This window comes from Campylobacter sp. FU_520 (assembly GCF_025772385.1).
GTDB classification, from domain to species: Bacteria; Campylobacterota; Campylobacteria; order Campylobacterales; family Campylobacteraceae; genus Campylobacter_D; species Campylobacter_D lari_C.
The window spans coordinates 85,645-105,542 of sequence record NZ_JAKMRZ010000003.1 but is presented as its reverse complement, the minus strand read 5'-3'; the positions used below and the strand labels follow the sequence as shown (position 1 = coordinate 105,542).

Annotated in this window: 16 protein-coding genes; 13 read left to right on the top strand and 3 right to left on the bottom strand. The window is 31.2% G+C overall.

Going from position 1 to position 19,898, the window contains the following annotated elements:
- Positions 1-52: 52 nt before the first annotated feature.
- From L8W55_RS02020 to L8W55_RS02000, 5 genes are read left to right on the top strand one after another with little or no spacing between them, the layout of a single operon-like run.
- Positions 53-832, top strand: a complete 780-nt coding sequence (locus tag L8W55_RS02020; RefSeq protein WP_012661076.1) for a fumarate reductase cytochrome b subunit — start codon at positions 53-55, stop codon at positions 830-832.
- Entirely contained in the window at positions 816-2,807 is a 1,992-nt protein-coding gene (locus L8W55_RS02015; protein ID WP_039617579.1) for a fumarate reductase flavoprotein subunit, read from the top strand. The genes L8W55_RS02020 and L8W55_RS02015 overlap by 17 nt, the downstream gene beginning before the upstream one ends.
- On the top strand, positions 2,800-3,525 hold the full coding sequence (locus L8W55_RS02010; protein ID WP_012661078.1) for a fumarate reductase iron-sulfur subunit: 726 nt from the start codon (positions 2,800-2,802) through the stop codon (positions 3,523-3,525). The genes L8W55_RS02015 and L8W55_RS02010 overlap by 8 nt, the downstream gene beginning before the upstream one ends.
- The gene (locus L8W55_RS02005; RefSeq protein WP_263677082.1) at positions 3,503-5,728 is read left to right on the top strand and encodes a dynamin family protein; all 2,226 of its coding nucleotides are present in this window, start codon (positions 3,503-3,505) and stop codon (positions 5,726-5,728) included. The genes L8W55_RS02010 and L8W55_RS02005 overlap by 23 nt, the downstream gene beginning before the upstream one ends.
- Entirely contained in the window at positions 5,718-7,535 is a 1,818-nt protein-coding gene (locus tag L8W55_RS02000; protein WP_263677081.1) for a dynamin family protein, read from the top strand. The genes L8W55_RS02005 and L8W55_RS02000 overlap by 11 nt, the downstream gene beginning before the upstream one ends.
- On the opposite strand, the gene L8W55_RS01995 is transcribed toward L8W55_RS02000, so the two are convergent.
- Positions 7,525-8,109: an NAD(P)H-dependent oxidoreductase gene (locus tag L8W55_RS01995; protein ID WP_263677080.1), complete on the bottom strand. Its 585-nt coding sequence runs from the start codon at positions 8,107-8,109 to the stop codon at positions 7,525-7,527. The genes L8W55_RS02000 and L8W55_RS01995 overlap by 11 nt on opposite strands.
- A 416-nt stretch (positions 8,110-8,525) precedes the next feature.
- Between L8W55_RS01995 and rrpA the strand changes: the two genes are divergently transcribed.
- Together rrpA and L8W55_RS01985 are read left to right on the top strand one after the other, a co-directional pair.
- Entirely contained in the window at positions 8,526-8,855 is a 330-nt protein-coding gene (gene rrpA, locus L8W55_RS01990) for a MarR family transcription factor RrpA (RefSeq protein WP_039617585.1), read from the top strand.
- Positions 8,852-9,304, top strand: coding sequence for a lipocalin family protein (locus L8W55_RS01985; RefSeq protein WP_263677079.1), 453 nt, complete (start codon positions 8,852-8,854; stop codon positions 9,302-9,304). The genes rrpA and L8W55_RS01985 overlap by 4 nt, the downstream gene beginning before the upstream one ends.
- On the opposite strand, the gene L8W55_RS01980 is transcribed toward L8W55_RS01985, so the two are convergent.
- On the bottom strand, positions 9,301-10,383 hold the full coding sequence (locus tag L8W55_RS01980; RefSeq protein ID WP_263677078.1) for an NAD(P)-dependent alcohol dehydrogenase: 1,083 nt from the start codon (positions 10,381-10,383) through the stop codon (positions 9,301-9,303). The genes L8W55_RS01985 and L8W55_RS01980 overlap by 4 nt on opposite strands.
- A gap of 153 nt (positions 10,384-10,536) precedes the next feature.
- On the opposite strand from L8W55_RS01980, the gene hsdR reads away from it, so the two are divergent.
- The 6 genes from hsdR (at position 10,537) to L8W55_RS01950 (ending at position 18,720) form a co-directional block, all read left to right on the top strand.
- Entirely contained in the window at positions 10,537-12,849 is a 2,313-nt protein-coding gene (gene hsdR, locus L8W55_RS01975; protein ID WP_263677077.1) for an EcoAI/FtnUII family type I restriction enzme subunit R, read from the top strand.
- Between the two features lie 82 nt (positions 12,850-12,931).
- Entirely contained in the window at positions 12,932-14,221 is a 1,290-nt protein-coding gene (locus L8W55_RS01970) for an AAA family ATPase (RefSeq protein WP_263677076.1), read from the top strand.
- On the top strand, positions 14,211-14,843 hold the full coding sequence (locus L8W55_RS01965; RefSeq protein WP_263677075.1) for an RloB family protein: 633 nt from the start codon (positions 14,211-14,213) through the stop codon (positions 14,841-14,843). The genes L8W55_RS01970 and L8W55_RS01965 overlap by 11 nt, the downstream gene beginning before the upstream one ends.
- Complete coding sequence (locus tag L8W55_RS01960) at positions 14,840-16,042, top strand: restriction endonuclease subunit S (protein WP_263677074.1); 1,203 nt, start codon at positions 14,840-14,842, stop codon at positions 16,040-16,042. The genes L8W55_RS01965 and L8W55_RS01960 overlap by 4 nt, the downstream gene beginning before the upstream one ends.
- Before the next feature lie 110 nt (positions 16,043-16,152).
- Entirely contained in the window at positions 16,153-17,226 is a 1,074-nt protein-coding gene (locus tag L8W55_RS01955) for a Fic family protein (RefSeq protein ID WP_263677073.1), read from the top strand.
- The gene (locus L8W55_RS01950; RefSeq protein WP_263677072.1) at positions 17,227-18,720 is read left to right on the top strand and encodes a type I restriction-modification system subunit M; all 1,494 of its coding nucleotides are present in this window, start codon (positions 17,227-17,229) and stop codon (positions 18,718-18,720) included. It begins immediately after the preceding gene.
- On the opposite strand, the gene L8W55_RS01945 is transcribed toward L8W55_RS01950, so the two are convergent.
- Positions 18,717-19,898, bottom strand: a complete 1,182-nt coding sequence (locus L8W55_RS01945) for a molybdopterin molybdotransferase MoeA (RefSeq protein ID WP_263677071.1) — start codon at positions 19,896-19,898, stop codon at positions 18,717-18,719. The genes L8W55_RS01950 and L8W55_RS01945 overlap by 4 nt on opposite strands.

Genomic DNA, 19,898 nt, shown 5'->3' with positions numbered 1-19,898 from the left:
GTTCTATAATTGCTCCGATATTAAAACTTATCAACTTTTAAAAGGAGTAAATATGAGCCAACTCATTGAAGGTTTTTTAGGCAAGAGTATTGATGGCAAAAAAAGTAAAATGCCAGCAAAACTTGACTATATTCAAAGTGCAACAGGCTTGATTTTAGGCTTGTTTATGTGGGCACATATGTTGTTCGTTTCTACCATTTTGGTTAGTGATGATTTTTTTGATTCAGTGGTTCACTTTTTAGAACTAAAATTTATCATTAATAGCCCTATGATGAGCTACATCACTTCTTTCTTGGCTGCCTGTGTTTTGGTTATTTTCTTTGTGCATGCGGGTCTTGCAATGAGAAAATTTCCTATTAATTTCAGACAATACCAACTTTGTAGAACACACTTAAAATATATGAATCATGGTGATTCTTCTTTATGGTGGGTTCAAGCTGCAACTGGTTTTGTAATGTTTTTCTTGGGTTCTGCGCACTTAATTTTTATCATTACTAATGCAGATAAAATCAGTGCTGATATGTCAGGCGATAGAGTAGTGAGCCATTTTATGTGGTTATTTTACATTGCCTTATTAATTTGTGTTGAGTTGCATGGTAGTATTGGTCTTTATAGATTATGTGTAAAATGGGGTTGGTTTGAAGGTAAAGATGCAAAAGAAAGTCGTAAAAAACTTAAAAAAGCAAAATGGTTTATTAGTATTTTCTTCTTAGTTTTGGGTGTATTAAGCTTAGCTGCTTTTGCAAAAATAGGCTTTAATAATTACCAAAACAACTCTGTAGCGCAAATAGTAAAAACTTATGATGGAGCTAAATATGAACATACAATATAGTGATGCTTTAGTTATCGGTGGTGGTCTTGCAGGTTTAAGAGCTGCTATTGAAGTTGCAAAAAGTGGTCAAAGTGTAACTTTATTAAGTATTTGTCCAGTTAAAAGATCTCACTCAGCTGCTGTACAAGGTGGTATGCAAGCGAGTTTAGGAAATAGCGTTAAAGGTGAGGGAGATAATGAAGATGTGCATTTTGCTGATACAGTAAAAGGATCCGACTGGGGCTGTGATCAAGAAGTTGCAAGAATGTTTGCGCAAACTGCTCCAAAAGCTGTGCGTGAGCTTGCTGCTTGGGGTGTGCCTTGGACTAGGGTTACAAAAGGACCTAGAACTGTAGTTATCAATGCTCAAAAAACTACCATTGAAGAAAAAGAAGAAGCACATGGTCTTATAAATGCAAGAGACTTTGGTGGTACTAAAAAATGGAGAACATGTTATATCGCTGATGCAACAGGACACTGTATGCTATATGGTGTGGCAAATGAAGCGATTAAACATCAAGTTAAAATCATCGATAGAATGGAAGCAGTAAGAATTATCCATGATGGTAAAAAATGTCTAGGGGCTATTGCTAGAGATTTAACTAATGGGGAATTAATCGCTTATGTTGCTAGAGGAACTATGATTGCAACAGGTGGTTATGGTAGAATTTATAAACAAACTACAAATGCTGTTATTTGTGAAGGTACAGGAGCTGCTATTGCTTTAGAAACTGGACTTTGCAGACTTTCAAATATGGAAGCAGTACAATTTCACCCAACTCCAATCGTACCAAGTGGTATCTTACTAACTGAAGGTTGTAGAGGTGATGGTGGTATTTTAAGAGATGTTGATGGTTACCGCTTTATGCCCGATTATGAGCCTGAGAAAAAAGAACTTGCAAGTAGGGATGTTGTAAGTCGTAGAATGATGGAGCATATTAGAAAAGGAAAAGGTGTAAAAAGCCCTTATGGAGATCATTTATGGCTTGATATTTCTATCCTTGGTCGTGCTCATGTTGAAAAAAATCTTCGCGATGTTCAAGATATTTGTAAGACATTTAATGGTATTGATCCTGCTGATGAGGGTCCAAAAGGCTGGGCACCAGTTTTACCTATGCAACATTACTCAATGGGTGGTATTAGAACTAAACCAACCGGCGAAAGCCAATGGTTAAATGGTCTTTTTGCGTGTGGTGAAGCAGCTTGCTGGGATATGCACGGATTTAACCGCTTGGGTGGAAATTCATGTTCAGAAACTGTTGTTGCAGGTATGATTGTGGGAGATTATTTTGCACAATATTGTAAAGAAAATGGTAATGATATTGATACAAATATTGTTAAATCTTTCCTTTCTAAAGAGTATGATTACTTAAAATCTCTTGTAAGTAAAGAAGGAAAACATGATGTATTTGAAATCAAAAATAGAATGAAAGACATTATGTGGGAAAAAGTAGCTATCTTTAGAACAGGCCAAGGTCTTGAAGAAGCGGTTAAAGAGCTTGAAGAATTGTATCATAAATCACTTGATCTAAAAGTACATGATAAAGAATTAAAATGTGCAAATCCAGAGCTTGAAGAAGCTTACAGGGTTCCAAGAATGCTAAAAATTGCTTTATGTGTTGCTTATGGTGCGCTTTTAAGAACAGAAAGTCGTGGGGCTCATTATAGAGAAGATTATCCAAAAAGAGATGACTTAAATTGGATGAAAAGAACAAATACTTACTGGGTAGAAGGTGAAAGTATGCCTAGAGTTGAGTATGAAGATCTTGACATTATGAAAATGGAAATTCCACCTGCATTTAGAGGTTATGGTGCTAAAGGAAATATCATTGAAAATCCATTAAGCGAAAAACGCCAAGCTGAAGTTGATGCGATCCGTGAAAAAATGGAAGCAGAAGGCAAAGGTAGATATGAAATTCAACATGCTCTAATGCCTTATGAATTACAAGCTAAATTTAAAGCACCAAATCAAAGAATAGGAGTTGATTATGAGTAGAAAATTAACAATAAGAGCATTTAAATATAATCCATTAAGTAAAATTTCTAAGCCTCATTTTGTTACTTATGAGCTTGAAGAAACTCCATTTATGACGATTTTTGTGTGCTTAACTCAAATCAGAGAAAAAATGGATGCGGATTTGAGTTTTGACTTTGTATGTAGAGCAGGGATTTGCGGAAGCTGTGCTATGATGATTAACGGTAAGCCAAAACTTGCTTGTAAAACATTGACAAAAGACTATCCAGATGGCGTTATAGAACTTATGCCTTTACCTGCATTTAGACACATAAAAGACTTAAGTGTTAATACAGGTGAGTGGTTTGATGGTATGTGCAAACGCGTTGAAAGTTGGGTGCATAATGAAAAAGAAACAGATATTTCTAAACTTGAAGAGCGTATTGAGCCAGAAGTTGCTGATGAGACTTTTGAGCTTGATCGTTGTATAGAGTGTGGAATTTGTGTTGCTTCTTGTGCGACTAAGTTAATGAGACCTGACTTTATCGCAGCTACTGGGCTTTTAAGAACAGCTAGATATTTACAAGATCCACATGATCACAGAACCATAGAAGATTTTTATGAATTAGTGGGCGATGATGATGGTGTATTTGGATGTATGTCTTTGCTTGCATGTGAAGATAATTGTCCAAAAGAACTGCCTTTACAAAGCAAAATCGCTTATATGAGAAGACAGCTTGTCGCTCAAAGAAACAAATAATCCTAGCCCCCAAGAAAAGGGGGCTCTTAAAACCTTACTAAAACAAATTTGGCAAAATCATAGCGTTTATCTTGACACAAATACACTTTTTGATGAAAGTTTAATTGATACTCAAAAAGCAGCAATTGTTTTAAGTACTAATCTTGATAATTATGAAAGATTTAGCGCTTTAAATGAATTTAAAAGTTTGATGAAAAGTTTAAATTTACGCTTAGATCTTTATGGTATTCAGTATGCACAGGTTTGTTTTATTAATGCTTTAAATTTAGGAATTTTAGACAAAAACGAGCTTTTAAAATCCTTGGAAAAACTTCAAAAAATCACTGATAATACTTTAATATATGCTTTTGTATCTAGGCAAAAAGTTATTCAAAAAGATTACAAGCAAGAAGTTAAAAACTCACATCAAACATTAGATCTCATTAACCAAAGCTTACAAGAGCTTTGCGAGGATGAAAAAGCTCAAAAACTCTTACAAGAAGCTTTGGTTAAATTTAGTAATATTGATTTTTCTATTGCGGTAACGGGTGTGGTAAATGCAGGTAAATCAAGTATGTTAAATGCACTTTTAAAAAAGGATTTTTTAGGTGTATCTAATATACCTGAAACTGCAAATTTGAGCGTTTTAAAATACGGCAAAGAGCAAAAAGCTAAGATATATTTTTGGAGTGAAGAAGAATGGCAAGATATTTTAAAAAGCTCCAAAGATAATCAAGATATGCAAGAACTTATAAAACAATTAGAGCAAAATTTTAATCTAAATGAGTATATTGAAAAAGAAAATAAAAATATAGAAATAAAAATTGAAGAATTAAAAAATTACACTAGTGCAAAAAACAAAATTTCAGCACTTATTAAAAAAATAGAGCTTTTTTCATCGCTTGATTTTTTAAAAGATAATGTTTGTATAGTTGATACTCCAGGACTTGATGATGTGATTATCCAAAGGGAGCTTTTAACAAAAGCTTATATAAGTAAAGCTGACTTTTTAATCCACCTTATGAATGCTTCTCAAAGTCTTAGTCAAAAAGATTGTGATTTTATTATAGAATGTTTGGTAACTTCAAGGGTAAGTAAGCTTTTGATTGTGCTTACTAAAGCTGATTTACTTAGTCAAAAAGACTTGCAAGAAGTAATTAGCTATACTAAAAATAAGCTCAAAGAAAATTTAGCACAAAAACAGCTTAGCCAAGAATTATTAGATAATGTAGATTTTGTGTGTATCTCTTCAAAACTAGCTAATGATTTTTATCAAAAAGGAGCTGGAAATTTAGAGCAAAGTAATATTTTAACACTAGAGGAACTTATAGCTAAAAGTTTATATGATAAAAACAAAATTGCTCTAAGTGCTTATAAAAAAGAATTATTATTACATTTAGAAAAAATAGAAGAAAAAATTAAATTTTCTAATAAAATGCTAAATTATGAAAGCTTTGAACTTGATAAGCAAAATCAAACTATTATCAATGATTTTAAAGCAAAAAAAGAAAAATTAATGCAAGTAAAAGCAGAGCTAAGTGCTATTTTTAACACAAAAGATGAAAATACTCAAGAAATTTTAACACTTTTGCATTTGCTAGCTAAAAAATTAAAAGAAAAACTCATAGATGAGCTAAAATATAATCAAAATAATAAAATCAAAAACAACACTCAAAGACTAAATACTATCATCGATACGACTTTAAAAGATGGAATTTTTGATCTTTTAAGAGAGTTAAAACAGCAAAGTGAGTATAAGATTAATGAGATTAAAAATACACTAAGCGTGAAATATGATTTTCTAAAAGCTATTTTAGAGCAAAATTGTGATGATTTTAAAAGCAAGGTTGAAGCAAAAATAGAAAGCATTTTTACTAATGAACTTTTTATGACATTAAAAGCAGGACTTTTAAAAAATTTAGAGTCCACTCAAGATATTTATAAACTAGAAAGCTCTTTAGAAAATCAGATTTTAGAAAAATTACAAACATTTAATATAGAAAAAATCGCCCTAGATTTAAAAAATAATCAAGAATTTTTTACTAATTTAGAGCTTAGTTTAAATTTATACGAAAAAGAACAAGAAGAGCAAATCAAAGACTTAAAAGACTTGATTTTACAAATAGAACAAAATGAACAAAATTCCAAAGAGCTTTTAGAAAAAAACAATACAAAATTACAAAGTTTAAAGACTTTAAAAATGGAGCTTTTAAATGCAAAATGATTTGATTAATGATTTTTTAAAAGCTTATGAAGATGCTTATTGTAAAAGCTTTGATGATAGTTTTGAAGGAAAGATTTTAGCAATTAAAAATGCATTTTTAGAGCCAAGTTTGCATTTAAATGATGTCTTTTTAAAAGATCTTGAGATGATTATAGCTAGCTATAAAAGAGCCATTAATGTGGCCATTATAGGGCAATTTTCCAGCGGTAAATCCACGCTTTTAAATTTGATTTTACAAAAAGAATGCCTGCCAACAGGCGTGGTGCCAGTGACTTTTAAGCCCACTTTTTTACGCTATGCTAAGGAGTATTTTTTAAGAGTTGAATATGAAGATGGTAGTGATGAGATTGTTGATATAGATGAGCTTTCTAAATTTAGCGATCAAAGAAATGAGCTAAAAGAAACTAAAAGTTTGCACCTTTTTGCACCTATTGAGCTTTTAAAAGATATCACGCTTATAGATACCCCAGGTTTAAATGCAAATACAACTGATACACTAACTACTTTTAAAGAGCTTTCTTTTATGCATAGTGCTATTTGGCTTAGTTTGATTGATAATGCAGGCAAAAAAAGTGAAGAAGATGCCATAAAAGCAAATGCCAAGCTTTTAGAGCGTGGTGGGATTTGTGTGCTTAATCAAAAAGATAAGTTAAGTCAAGATGAGTTAGAAAATGTTTTAAATTATGCACATTTAGTTTTTGATAAGTACTTTGAAAAAATCATCGCAATTTCATGCAAAGAAGCAAAATTTGATTTGCAAAAGTCAAATTTACCTTTGCTTTATGAGTATTTAAAAGAACTTGATTATGAGCGCATTAAAAAAGATTTTGTTAAAGAAAAACTTAGTAATTTATGCGAACTTTTGTCAAATCAATATGATTTATTTCAAAATGCGCTAGAACAATTAGAGTTTAAATTTAACGCTATTTTGCAAACTTTTGAAGTAAGTAAGCTAGAGCAAAAAATCAAAATTTTAAATCATAATTGTTTAGATAAATTAAAACTTGTTGGAGAAAAAATTGCCCAAGAAATTTTAAAATTTATCAAAGAAAAAGATAGTAGTTATTATAAAGAAGCTAAGGGTTTGTTTAAGAAAAATCTTTATGAAAAAATTGCTTATAAAGCACCGTATCTTTCAAGTGATGATGCATTTTTGGCTATGTTTTACAACTCTGAAGCAATGAATAAGGAATTTAAAAGATTAAAAAATGAAATCACTTTAGAATTTAGTCAAATCAAAGATGATTTTTCCTTATTTTTTACTCATTTAGAAGAGCAAATTTTGCTTTTTAAAGCTCAATTTTCAAATTTACAAAAAGAAAATGCCTTAGAAAGTGAAAAAGAATTTGCTAGTTTTAGAAGCTTTGTTAGTGCTAGCGAGGAGCTTTTTTTAAAAGATTTTAAGCAATTATTGTTTAAAAGCCAACTTGAGCTTGATTTGTTTTTAGAAAAACTTAATCTAAAAGCTTTGGCTAATTATGAAAGCGCTACTAAACTTAGCTTGGGATTTTTTAGCACTAAAATGAATGCAAGTAAAGAATTTTATGAGCTTGATAGCACTGAGTTTAGCTTGTATCATCCAAAAGCAAGTGAAGTACATCAAAGAGTATTAACCGAGCTTAATGTATATGAATTTGAAGATTTGCTTTTAAATAAGCCCGTAGTTTTAAAAATTTACAAAAATTATATGCAAAGCTTTGTTGATTTTATTGAAGCTAAAAGACAGATTGTTCTGAATTTAAAAAATGAATTTGAGGCTAAAAAATCAATGATTTCTAGCATCAAATCCCAAATTTCTAAGCTTTGAAAATTTTTTCTAAGTGCGCTTTATAATTTGTGAAATATTCTTGTACTTGAGGATTTTTGATTACATCATTTGCTATGAAAGTAGGTAAAGCACTCATACCTAAGAACTCATGCGCTTTGTGAAAGTGTAAATATACTCCATCAACTCCGGCTCCATTAAAGAATTCATTCTCATCATCAAAAGCTTGCATTGGAGCATTCCAAGTTAGTGAAAGCATGTATTTTTTATTTTTTAAAAGCCCGCCTGTACCATAATTTTTAGTAGGTTCATTGTGACTTCTGCCATCGTTTTTATAAAATACTCCATGCCCAGCTGTAAAAACATCATCAATGTATTTTTTCACTATCCAAGGTTCTCCCATCCACCAACCAGGCATTTGCCAAATCAAAACATCAGCATTTAGAATTTTTTCTACTTCATCGTTTGTGTTATAGCCTTGATCTATGTGTGTTTGCTGGGTTTGTAAACCAAGATCTTGCAGGGTTTTAAGAGCAAGTTCATGCAAGCTTGTGTTTAGTCTTCCTTTAGAGTGTCCAAAGTCTTTTGCACCGTTTAATAATAATACCTTTTGCATATTTTTCCTTTTTATGTTTTTAAAATTATAATTTAACTATAATTTTATTTCAATACTGAAATTTATGTAAGATACTATACTATAAGAAAGTGTAATTAATTTTTTTATACTATTAAGGCAGAATGTATAGAATAAGTATTTTTACTTTTTGATCTGAAGTTAGAATATACTGAAATATATTATAAATTAAATCAATGTGAAGCATTTTGCTTCACATATTATTTTTCGCTACTGTCTTTTTCTTTTTTCTTTTTCCATAAATGAAGCGCAACTCCACATGCACCACCAACAATAGCAGCAATGATAAGATTTGTGATGAAATCCATCGAAATCCTTTTTAATTTGTTTTCATTTTGATAAAAAATGATTTTGGATTATAATATAAAAAAGCATAATACTATATTAAAGGAAAGTATATGGAAGAAAAGTGCGATTTTACAGAATGTGGGTTTAACTATACCTTGTCTTTGATTTCAGGCAAATACAAGATGAGTGTTTTGTATTGTTTATTTCGCTATGAAGTAGTAAGATATAATGAACTTAAAAGATATCTTGGCAATATTTCTTTTAAGACTTTGACACATACTTTAAGAGAGCTTGAAAATGATGATTTAATTACGCGTAAAGAATACCCACAAATCCCTCCAAAAGTAGAATACCGCCTTGCTAAAAAAGGTCAAAGTTTAATTCCTATTTTACAAGCAATGTGTGATTGGGGTGAGGTAAACCAAAAGGAAGAAAAATGATAGAATTATTAGATGGTATAAATTTAGAAAAATACATGGGTACATGGTTAGAAATGGCTAGAAAACCTGCTTTTTTTCAAAAAACTTGCAAAAGTGCTAAGGCAGAATATGAGCTAGAGTATGAAGGCTCTACGCCTATAATTAAAGTCAAAAATATATGCACAAAAGAAAATGGAGAAATCTCTCAAGTAAATGGCAAAGCTAGGGTAAAATCACCAAGGGCTTTAGCGGTTAAATTTAGTATTTTTATGAATGTTTTTAACAAACCAAATTATGAGATTATTTACATTGATACAAATTATCAAGTTTCTATCGTAGGTAGTCCTGATAAAAAATATTTATGGATTTTATCAAGAGAGATTTTAGCAAAAGAGCAAATAAACTCCTTGCTTGAAATAGCCAAGCAAAGAGGTTTTGATACTAGTGATGTGATTTTTGATGAGTATTAATTTTCTGCACTCATATCGATTACATAGCGGAATTTGGCTTTTCCTGAAGTGAGATTTTCATAAGCTTTGTCAATCTCACTTGGTTTGATGAGTTCAATTTCAGGATAAATTCCATGTTCTAAAGAAAAATCAAGCATTTCTTGAGTTTCTTTAATGCCCCCAATAAGGGAGCCATATACTTTTTTACCTGCTTTAAATACAAAATGAATGATGTTAATGCTAGGACTTACTTCATGTGGAGGTAATCCTACGATAGCCATCTCACCACCAAATTTTAACAAATCCATATAAGCTAGTGGATCATAAGAGGTTGGTATAGTAGAGATGATGAGGTCAAATCTTTCTTTTACCGCACTTTTATCTGTACTAGTATAAAAATTACTCACACCCATAGCTAGAGCTTCTGCTTTTTTGTTCTCATTTCTTGCAAAAACACTTACTTTTGCCCCCATTTTTACAGCATATTTAACTGCCATCATACCAAGCCCACCAAAACCTGCTACGGCTACACTTGAGCCTTCTTTTATGTTTGAAAATTTAAGTGGTGAGTAGGTAGTAATACCCGCACAAAGTAAAGGCGCCACTTTGTCAAGCGGTGCATTTTTTGGTACATTGATAGCAAATTTTTCACTTACTACGATGTTATTTGAGTAGCCTCCATAGGTGTTTTCATTATCATGAAATACATCTTTGCAGTTATAAGTGTAGATGGTTTTACCATTTTCGCAAAATTGCTCTTGAGATTTTTTGCATGCTTCGCACTCTCCGCATGAGTTTACCATGCACCCAACCCCAGCAAAATCGCCTACTTTAAATTTACTCACATTTTCACCCACTGCGATAACTTCTCCTGCTATCTCATGGCCAGGTACGCAAGGGTAAGTTGCCTCGCCCCATTCGCTTCTTGCGGTGTGTATGTCACTATGACAAATTCCTGCGTATTTGATAGCGATTAAGATATCGTTTTTACCTACTTTATGGCGTGTAAATTCAAAAGGTGTGAATTTAGAATCCTTGCTAAGCATAGCATAACCTTTACTTTTAACACGACCATTTTCTAAAAAGATTTTTGAGTCCATTTTCTCTCCTTTGTGGTTTTCGAAATTATAATAAAGCTAGGTTTTTATTGCAATAGGGAAAATAAAGTAAGATACTATACTCAAGGTGTGTTTGTGGGTTTTGGTTTGATTTTTATGGTATAATTGTTTAAATTTTTTACCCATAAGGAAGCCATGGAACTTAAGCATTTTTCAGAAGATGATACTAGAGTTAAACTCATAGATGTAAAACTTCACGCTAGCTCTTGGAGTGAAGAAAATATCATAAGAAATTATTATTTTACCGATGGACGTAAGCTTATAGGAAATAAAAGAGGCGAAAGAAAATTTGCAGATTATTTGTTGAAATTTCAAAACAATAATCTTGCTATCATAGAAGCTAAAAAACAAAGAAAAGATCCTTTAGATGGCTTGTCTCAAGGCATAGAATATGCCAGAATTTTAAACGTAGCATTTGTATATAGCACTAATGGCGATAAAATTTATGAATACAACTTAAAAACTTCAAGCGGTGAGTACATAGAAAAATTTCCAACCCCAAGTGAGCTTTTTACTAGGATTTATGGAAATTTAAAAGAATGGCAACACAAGCTTTTATCGCAGCGAGAATTATACATACCCCAAAAAGAATTAAGATATTATCAAAAGATCGCAGTTGATAAAGTCATAGAAGCTTTGATCAACGGTAAAAATAGAATTTTACTCACTCTTGCTACAGGTACAGGTAAAACCACCATAGCTTTTGCTTTGTGTTATCGTTTGCTTGAAGCTAGGTGGAATAAAACAAATCAAGACAAAAAACCTAAGATATTATTTTTATGTGATAGGGTGAGTTTAAGAGATCAAGCTTTAGGAGAGTTTAATCCTATAGAGGGCGATTGCGTGGCAGTGAGTGCGCAAGAGTTGAGAAAAAATAATGGCAGAGTGCCTACAAGTGCAAATGTGTTTTTTGGAATTTATCAAAGTCTAGCTTCAAATTCAAAAGAACAAGAAAATGCTAATGAAGAACAAGAAAGCAAATTCTACTTACAATACCCCAAAGACTTTTTTGATCTTATCATCATCGATGAATGCCACAGAGGTGGAGCGAATGAAGAAGGTAGCTGGGCAGGGGTGCTAGAGTACTTTTCATCGGCTACGCATTTAGGGCTTACTGCTACACCTAAAAAAAGCGATAATGTAGATACTTATAGATATTTTGGTGGGAGTGTGTATGAGTATAGTCTTAAAGATGGCATAGAAGATGGCTTTTTAACTCCTTATAAAGTTAAGCGTGTTACGACTACGCTTAGTGAAGGCTATGTGTATAACCCTGATGATATCATAGAAGGTGAGTTAGAAAAAGGCTTTTACAAGATCAATGAATTTGAAAGAAATATTCACTTACCTCAATACAACGATTTTCTAGCTAAAGAAATTTTAAAGCTCATCAACCCTATGGACAAAACCATCATCTTTTGTGCTAACCAAGCCCATGCAAGTGAAGTAAAAAGAGCCATTGATAAATTTAAAAGTGTAAAAAGAGATGACTACTGCGTGAGGGTTACAAGTGATGAGGGTAAAATAGGGCTTGAGTACTTAAAGCAGTTTCAAGATAATGACAAAAGCTACCCTGTGATACTCACTAGTTCTAAAATGCTAACCACAGGAGTAGATGCTAGAAATGTCCGCAACATAGTGCTTTTGGCAAATATAGGTTCTATCATAGAATTTAAGCAAATCATCGGAAGAGGCACTAGGGTGTATGAGGGAAAAGACTTTTTTACTATACTAGATTTTACCGGAGTAACAAGACTTTTTTATGATCCTAAATGGGATGGCGAGCAGATCAAAGATGAAGAAAAAACCGAGGTAAAAACTATACAAAACAAAATAGAGCAAAGCAACCCTAAAGAAACAACCAAGCAAAAAGAAGTCACCGTGCATTTAAAAGGCACCAAACTAAAAGTGCTTGATATAACGACAAGCTACATAGGAGATAGCGACAAGCCACTTAGCACAAAAGAATTTTTGGAATTTTTAGTAGGAAAGCTAGCAGAATTTTATAACGATGAGACAAGGTTACGCGAGATTTGGAGTAACCAAGCAAGCAGGAAAGAATTTTTGCAAAAACTTGAAAAAGACCGCATAAGCGAGCAGGTTTTGGAAGAATTGACAGTGATTTTTGAGCAAAAAGACTGCGATGTGTATGATGTGCTAGCACACTTAAGCTTTAACAGCGAGATAAAAACACGCCATGAACGCGTGCTAAATGTAAAAAATAGTGCATTTTTAAAACGCTTCCAAAAAGAAAAAGCCTTAAAACTTGTCGAGTTTTTACTAGATAGGTATCAAGAGTATGGTATAAAAGACTTTGATAGTGGGTTAAAAACACTTATAGATCTTAGCTCTTTAGGTAGCGTAAAAGAGCTAGTGAGTGAATTTGAAGGTATGGAGAATTTAAAACAATGCATTGATGATTTACAAAGGGAGATTTATGAAAGATAAAAATATTTTTTAAGAATAAATTTGAGATTTTTCGTTAAAATAATCTATAAAAAATAATTATCTATATATTTTAGGAAAAAATATGCTTATAGAATTTAGAGTGGAGAATTTTTTATCTATTCAAGATGAACAAGTTTTAAGTATGATGGCAAGTAAAGATAATACTTTTTTTGATTCTCACACTAATGGCGATAAAAAATTAGCTTTGTTAAAAAGTAGTGTGATTTATGGAGCAAATGCTGCGGGCAAATCAAATATTATAAAAGCTTTACAAGCTATGAAAACCATCGTTATTTCTAGTGCGAAAAAACAAAGAGGGGATGAATTGCCAATAACACCTTTCTTATTAGGAGATGAGTATGATAAGCCTACAAAATTTGAAATAATTTTTATACAAGATAATAAAAAATATCAATATGGTTTTATCTTAAATTCTGAAAATATTTTAGAAGAATGGCTTTTGGCTTTTGGTGAAAGCAATAGAGCTCAAAAGTGGTTTGAAAGAATTTATAATGAAAAAGAAAAAAAATATAATTATTCTTTTGGGGCTAAATTTTTAGGTTCAAAACAATTATGGGCTGAAAGCACTAGAGATAACGCTTTATTTTTATCTACAGCTATTCAATTAAATAATGAGCAATTAAAGCCTGTATTTGATTTTTTTGATCTTAAGCTTCAAGTAGCAAAGTCACAAAACTGGGATAGTGGAATAAATATCACAATTAGTGAGTATGAAAAAGATAAAGAATTAGTCAATAATTTTTTAAAAATAGCTGATCTAGATATAGAGGATATTAAGATTGAAAAAAAAGAATTAGATAAAACAAGTTTAATGCAAGAAAATATTCCACAAGAAATCAAACAAATAATCCAAGCTGATTTAGAAAAAGGTGCAAGATTAACAAAAACAGATATACAAACTATGCATACAAATCAGCAAGGCAAGCAAATATTATTTGATATGTTTACGTTAGAATCGCAAGGAACGCAAAAATTTTTTAATTTAGTAGGTATTTGGATTAATTCTTTAAAAAATGGAAATATTTTAATAATAGATGAGCTAAATACTCACTTACATCCTTTAATGACAAAATTTTTAGTAAATCTTTTTCATAATGAAGATTTAAACAAATCAAATGCTCAGCTCATTTTTACCACTCATGATACTTCTATTTTAAATCAAGATATCTTTAGAAGAGATCAAATTTGGTTTTGCGAAAAACAAAATAAAGCTACTAAACTTTATCCTTTGAGTGATTTTAAAGTAAGAAAAGATAAAACAAATTTGGAAAATGATTATCTTTTAGGGCGTTTTGGGGCTTTGCCTTATTTTAAAGAAATATTATCATCATGGAGTGATAATGGGAACTGATGATTTACACAAAAAAAGAAAAATAAAAATAAGAGATAGAAAGCCAAAAAGACAAGAAAACGAAGTTATACTCATAGTATGCGAAGGTGAAAAAACAGAAAAAAACTATTTAAACCGATTAAAAGATTTTTTTAACTTAAGCAATGTAAGTATAAACATCATCTCAGGTAAAGATTCAGATCCTTTAAAAATTGTTAAATTCACTAAAGAAAAAAGCAAGGGAAATTCTTATGATAAAATTTATTGTGTATTTGATAAAGATACACATTCAGATTTTGACAAAGCAAGGCAAAAATGTAAAAAATACAAATTTGAAGCAATTACCTCAAATCCTTGTTTTGAATTTTGGATACTTTTACATTTTACATACACTACAAAATCATTTAGCACAAATAGTCCTTGTAATGAATTAATCAATACTTGCTTGAAAAAATATATCAAAGATTATACTAAAAATTATGATTTTACAAATATTATACAACAAAATCTTAATGCAGCTATTGCAAATGCTCAAAAAGCGAATGAAGAAGCAGAAAAAAATAACTATACAAGCTCATATACTTTTATGGATAAACTTGCACTTAAATTTCAAGAATTAAACAACGCAAGAATAAACCAATGACAAATTTACCACAAGGTTGGGAATGGAAAAGCTTAGAGGAAATTTGTGAAGTGATTATGGGACAATCTCCAAGTGGAAATTGTATTTTTAATAAAGATAAAAATAAAGATTTAATTGAATTTCATCAAGGAAAAACAGCTTTTTCTGATAAATATATAAAGAAATCTGATTTTGTTACTTCGGACATCAGAAAAATTGCAAAAAAGAATTCGGTTGTATTGTCTGTGAGAGCACCTGTTGGTGAAGTGAATATTGCTTTTGAAGATATAGCGATAGGACGTGGATTGTGTTCCTTAAATGGAATTAAGGCAAATAATGAATTTTTATTTTTTTATTTATTAACTTTAAAAAAATATTTTAATGATAATTCAACTGGTTCTACTTTTAAAGCTATTAATGTTAAAACAATTAAAGAGACTAAAATTCCTTTACCACCTTTACAAGAGCAAGAAAGGATAGTGGGGATTTTAGATGAGAGTTTTGCAAAGATAGATGAGAGTATAAAAATTTTAGAGCAAGATTTGCTAAATTTAGATGAGTTAATGCGAAGTGCCTTGCAAAAAGCTTTTAACCCTTTAAAGGATAATACTAAGGAAAACTACAAACTCCCACAAGGTTGGGAATGGAAAAGCTTGGATGATATAGGGGAAATAATTACAGGAACAACACCTAGTAAAAATAATCCTAATTTTTATGGAAATGAGTATCCATTGTTTAAGCCTAGTGATTTAAATGGAGATATGATAATAAAATTTGCTAGTGATAACTTATCAAAATTAGGCTTTGATAATGCAAGAAATTTACCAAAAGATACAATTTTGGTAGTTTGTATAGGTGCTTCTATCGGGAAAGTAGGATTAAGTGGAGTTAGTGGAAGTTGTAATCAACAGATTAATGCCATTATTCCAAATTCTACTTTTGTTTCAAAGTATTTATTTTTTGTATGCTTAAGTAACTATTTTCAAGAAATTCTTAAAAAAAATGCTTCTCAAACTACTTTACCAATTATAAATAAAACAGAATTTTCTAAATTAAAAATTCCCCTACCGCCTTTACAAGAGCAAGAGCAAATCGCTTCGCATTTAGATGAACTTTCTTCTCATGTAAAAAATTTAAAACAAAACTATCAAATGCAGATAAAAGACTTACAAGAGCTTAAAAAGTCCTTGCTAGGTAAAGCTTTTCAGGGAAGATTATAAATGTTAAAATTTTTATCAAATTTTAACATAAGGACTAGATATGTTAAAAATTTTTGATTTTTTTAACATATTTTTTTATAATGTTAAAAATTTTAACATATGGAAAAATTATGAAAGAATTCATACCACCAAAACTTCCTTTAGATATAGAATTAAATGCAAATATTTATGGTCTCATCATTAGGGCTTCGAGAAAATTAGCGGAGTTAAATGGACTTAGCAAAAGCATGCCTAATCCAAATATATTAATCAATGCTTTGATCTTGCAAGAAGCTAAAGATTCTAGCGAGATAGAAAATATTATTACCACTCACGATGAACTTTTTTTATCTCAAATCGATGAAAGTAAACTTACAAGAGCGGCAAAAGAAGTGAAAGACTATGAAAATGCTTTAAAAAAAGGATATGAGCTTTTAAAAAAAGAGCAATTATTAAGAAATGCACATATTTTAGAAATTCAAAAAAGACTAGAAAGAAATAATGCAGGTTTTAGAAAACAAAGCGGAACTACACTGATAAATCCTACCACAGGAGAAATCAAACACACCCCCCCCCCGCAAAATCCTAGTGACATACAAGAACTTATGGGAAATTTGGAGCGATACATCAACGATGATACTTTAGATGAACTTGATTTTTTGGTAAAAATGGCAATCATTCATTATCAGTTTGAAAGCATACATCCATTTTACGATGGTAATGGTAGAACAGGCAGGATTATCAATATACTTTATTTAGTTTATAAAGGCTTGCTTGATTTGCCTATCTTGTATTTAAGCTCTTATATAGTAAATAACAAAGAAGAGTATTACAATCTTTTACAAAAAGTACGTGATGAAGGTGCAATTTTAGAATGGATAGAATACATACTCAAAGGTGTAGAGCAAACTGCTATAAAAACGATAAAAACCATTACTATAATAGAAAAAATGATGTCTGATGTAGGTGAAATTTTGCAAAATAAAACGAATTTTTACAGCAAAGACTTTGTGGAGCTTTTGTTTTCTCATCCTTATACAAAGATAGACTTTTTGATAAATAAATTAGATATTTCTAGGCAAAGTGCCTCAAAATACCTTAAAATTTGTGAAAATTTAGGGGTGCTAGAGTGCATTAAAATGGGTAGAAATAATTATTATATTAATATAGAACTTTTAAGACTTTTTAGAAAGGGAAATTTTTAAATGCAAGGTAAAATCGATAAAATCACAGATATTTTAAGACGCGATGATGGCATAAGCGGTGCTATGCATTATAGTGAGCAGATTAGTTGGGTGCTTTTTTTGAAATTTTTAGATGATTATGAAGAAGAGTTAAAGCTAGAAGCTGAGTTAGATGAAAAGCCTTATAAGGCTATTTTGCAAGAAAAATTCAGTTGGAGAGCTTGGGCAGCACCTAAAACAAGCGAAGGAAAGCTTGATGTAAAAAATGCTTTAAGTGGAAGCGATTTGCTAAGCTTTGTGAATGATGAGCTTTTTCCATACCTAAAAAGTTTTAAAGATAATGAAAATTTCAAAAGCATAGAGTATAAGATAGGCGGAATTTTTGAATTTATAGACAACCGCATAGCTAATGGCCATACTTTAAGAGAGGTTATAAATTTAGTTGATGAGCTAAGTTTTAGCAAAGAAAGTGATGTATTTGCTTTGGGTGAGGTTTATGAAAAGCTTTTAAAAGACATGGGAAGCGATGGGGGAAATAGCGGGGAGTTTTATACCCCAAGACCTTTGGTTAGAGCCATGGTGGAGGTGTTAGACCCTAAAGTAAAAGAGAGAATTTATGATCCTGCGTGTGGGAGTTGTGGGTTTTTAGTAGAGAGTTTTTTGCATATTCTTTATGAAGATAGGGCAAAAAAGAAAAAAGCAAATTTGAGTGTGGAAGAACTTGAATTTTTACAAAATGATGCCTTGTTCGGTAAAGAAAAAACTCCGCTAAGTTATGCAATGGGTGTGATGAATATGATCTTACATGAGGTTAAGTCCCCAAATATCATCAAAACCAATACTCTAAATAAAAAAATCACAGACATAACTGAAAATGAAAAATACGAAGTGATTTTGGCAAATCCTCCTTTTGGTGGCAAAGAAAAAGATCAAATTCAAAATAACTTTCCTGTAAAATCAAATGCTACCGAGCTTTTGTTTTTACAGCATATTTTAAAGTCTTTGAAAAACAATGGAAGATGTGCCATAGTAGTGCCTGAAGGGGTGCTTTTTCAAAATTCAAATGCCTTTGTGAGTGTAAAAAAAGACTTGCTAGAAAATTTTAATCTTGAATGTGTTTTAAGCTTGCCAAGCGGTGTATTTTTACCATATAGTGCGGTTAAAACTAATATACTTTTTTTCTCTAAAGGACAAAGAAGCATTTGTGGTGAAAATGATGAAAGTGTATATTACTATGAGCTTGTACCACCTTTTAAATTGACTAAAAACAAACCTTTAGAATACACGCATTTACAAGAATTTTTAAAATGTTATAAAGAAAAAAAAATCACGGCTAATTCTTATTTGGTAAGTAAAAAAGAACTTGAAGAAAGAAATTATGATTTAAGTGCTAAAAATCCAAACGTAAAAGAAGAAAAAACCTTGCGTGAAGTAGAGGAAATTTTAAGCGAGTTAGAGCAAAATCAAAAACAAGCAAAAATGCTTTTTGAAAAAATTCAAAAAGCATTTGTTTAAGGCATAAAAATTATATTAACCAAATCATTTTCTTTTATATCACCATGTGCTATCATTAATGCAGCCTTGTGGTTAAGGTTGTTGATGATGGCACTTGAGCCTTGTTTTTTGCCTTTTAAATTGGCATAAATTTTTCCATCTTTAAATTCTACATTACAAGCTACAAATTCTAAATGCGAACTTTTTTTCTTATAGTCAGTATTTGCAAATGCCTTAAATACATAGTCTTTTTCTTGTAAAAGCCAAGCATTTAAAAGTTCTCTTACATATAAATTAAACATCACCATAGCCGAGTATGGAAAACCCGGTAGGGCAAAGATGAATTTATCTTCAAATTTGGCAATTTTGATGTGTTTACCAGGCTTTACATCGACTTTATCTATGATGATTTCATACTCTTTAACAGCTTGTTTTAAAAAGTCAAAATCCCCCATGGAAACTCCACCAGTGGTAACTAAAATATCACACGCATTAAGTGCTTGTTTTAAAACACTTGGAGTTTTTTGCATATCATCTTTTAAAAGTGGGAAAATTCTAGCTTCAGCACCAAGTTTTTTTGCCATATTAGCTATGGCTACATGGTTTGATGAGCGAATTTGTGCAGAGTGCTCTAAGCTTTCGCCTAAGTCTTTGATCTCACTTCCACTACTTAGCACGCCTATGATAGGTTTAGTAAAAACGCTAATATGAAAGTGTCCAAGCTCGGCTAAAAGTGCTATCTCGCTATAGCCTAGCTTTGTGCCTTTTGTGAGTAAAATTTCACCTTCGGTGTAGCTCTCGCCCACCTTTCTCACAGCAAAGCCTTGTGGAACTTTTTCTTTTATATAAATTATGTTATTTTTAACTTCTACTTTTTCAACAGGTACTAAGGTATCACAACCTTCACTCATTAAAGAACCTGTAAAGGTTTTAACACATTCTTTATTTTGTATTTTAAAGCTTGGAAAAACTCCAGCAGGCACTTCACCTATGATAGACAAAGCCTCATCTTGCTCGCTAAATTTGATCGCATAACCATCCATAGAAGCTGTGGGAAATTGAGGGTTGTTAGTAGAAGCTTTGATGTCTATGGCTAAAATTCTATCTAAGCACTGTGTTAAAGCGATGTTTTCTATCTTTTCATATGTTTGTATGTGTGAATGAAGTATATCTAAACTTTGGTTATAAGAAGTTAGCAT

Bases quoted from the DNA above. Each gene is read 5' to 3' on its own strand.
- L8W55_RS02020 (WP_012661076.1), top strand. From the start codon at position 53: ATGAGCCAACTCATTGAAGGTTTTTTAGGCAAGAGTATTGATGGCAAA.
- L8W55_RS02015 (WP_039617579.1), top strand. From the start codon at position 816: ATGAACATACAATATAGTGATGCTTTAGTTATCGGTGGTGGTCTTGCA.
- L8W55_RS02010 (WP_012661078.1), top strand. From the start codon at position 2,800: ATGAGTAGAAAATTAACAATAAGAGCATTTAAATATAATCCATTAAGT.
- L8W55_RS02000 (WP_263677081.1), top strand. From the start codon at position 5,718: ATGCAAAATGATTTGATTAATGATTTTTTAAAAGCTTATGAAGATGCT.
- L8W55_RS01995 (WP_263677080.1), bottom strand. From the start codon at position 8,109: ATGCAAAAGGTATTATTATTAAACGGTGCAAAAGACTTTGGACACTCT.
- rrpA (WP_039617585.1), top strand. From the start codon at position 8,526: ATGGAAGAAAAGTGCGATTTTACAGAATGTGGGTTTAACTATACCTTG.
- L8W55_RS01985 (WP_263677079.1), top strand. From the start codon at position 8,852: ATGATAGAATTATTAGATGGTATAAATTTAGAAAAATACATGGGTACA.
- L8W55_RS01980 (WP_263677078.1), bottom strand. From the start codon at position 10,383: ATGGACTCAAAAATCTTTTTAGAAAATGGTCGTGTTAAAAGTAAAGGT.
- hsdR (WP_263677077.1), top strand. From the start codon at position 10,537: ATGGAACTTAAGCATTTTTCAGAAGATGATACTAGAGTTAAACTCATA.
- L8W55_RS01970 (WP_263677076.1), top strand. From the start codon at position 12,932: ATGCTTATAGAATTTAGAGTGGAGAATTTTTTATCTATTCAAGATGAA.
- L8W55_RS01965 (WP_263677075.1), top strand. From the start codon at position 14,211: ATGGGAACTGATGATTTACACAAAAAAAGAAAAATAAAAATAAGAGAT.
- L8W55_RS01960 (WP_263677074.1), top strand. From the start codon at position 14,840: ATGACAAATTTACCACAAGGTTGGGAATGGAAAAGCTTAGAGGAAATT.
- L8W55_RS01955 (WP_263677073.1), top strand. From the start codon at position 16,153: ATGAAAGAATTCATACCACCAAAACTTCCTTTAGATATAGAATTAAAT.
- L8W55_RS01950 (WP_263677072.1), top strand. From the start codon at position 17,227: ATGCAAGGTAAAATCGATAAAATCACAGATATTTTAAGACGCGATGAT.
- L8W55_RS01945 (WP_263677071.1), bottom strand. From the start codon at position 19,898: ATGCTAACTTCTTATAACCAAAGTTTAGATATACTTCATTCACACATA.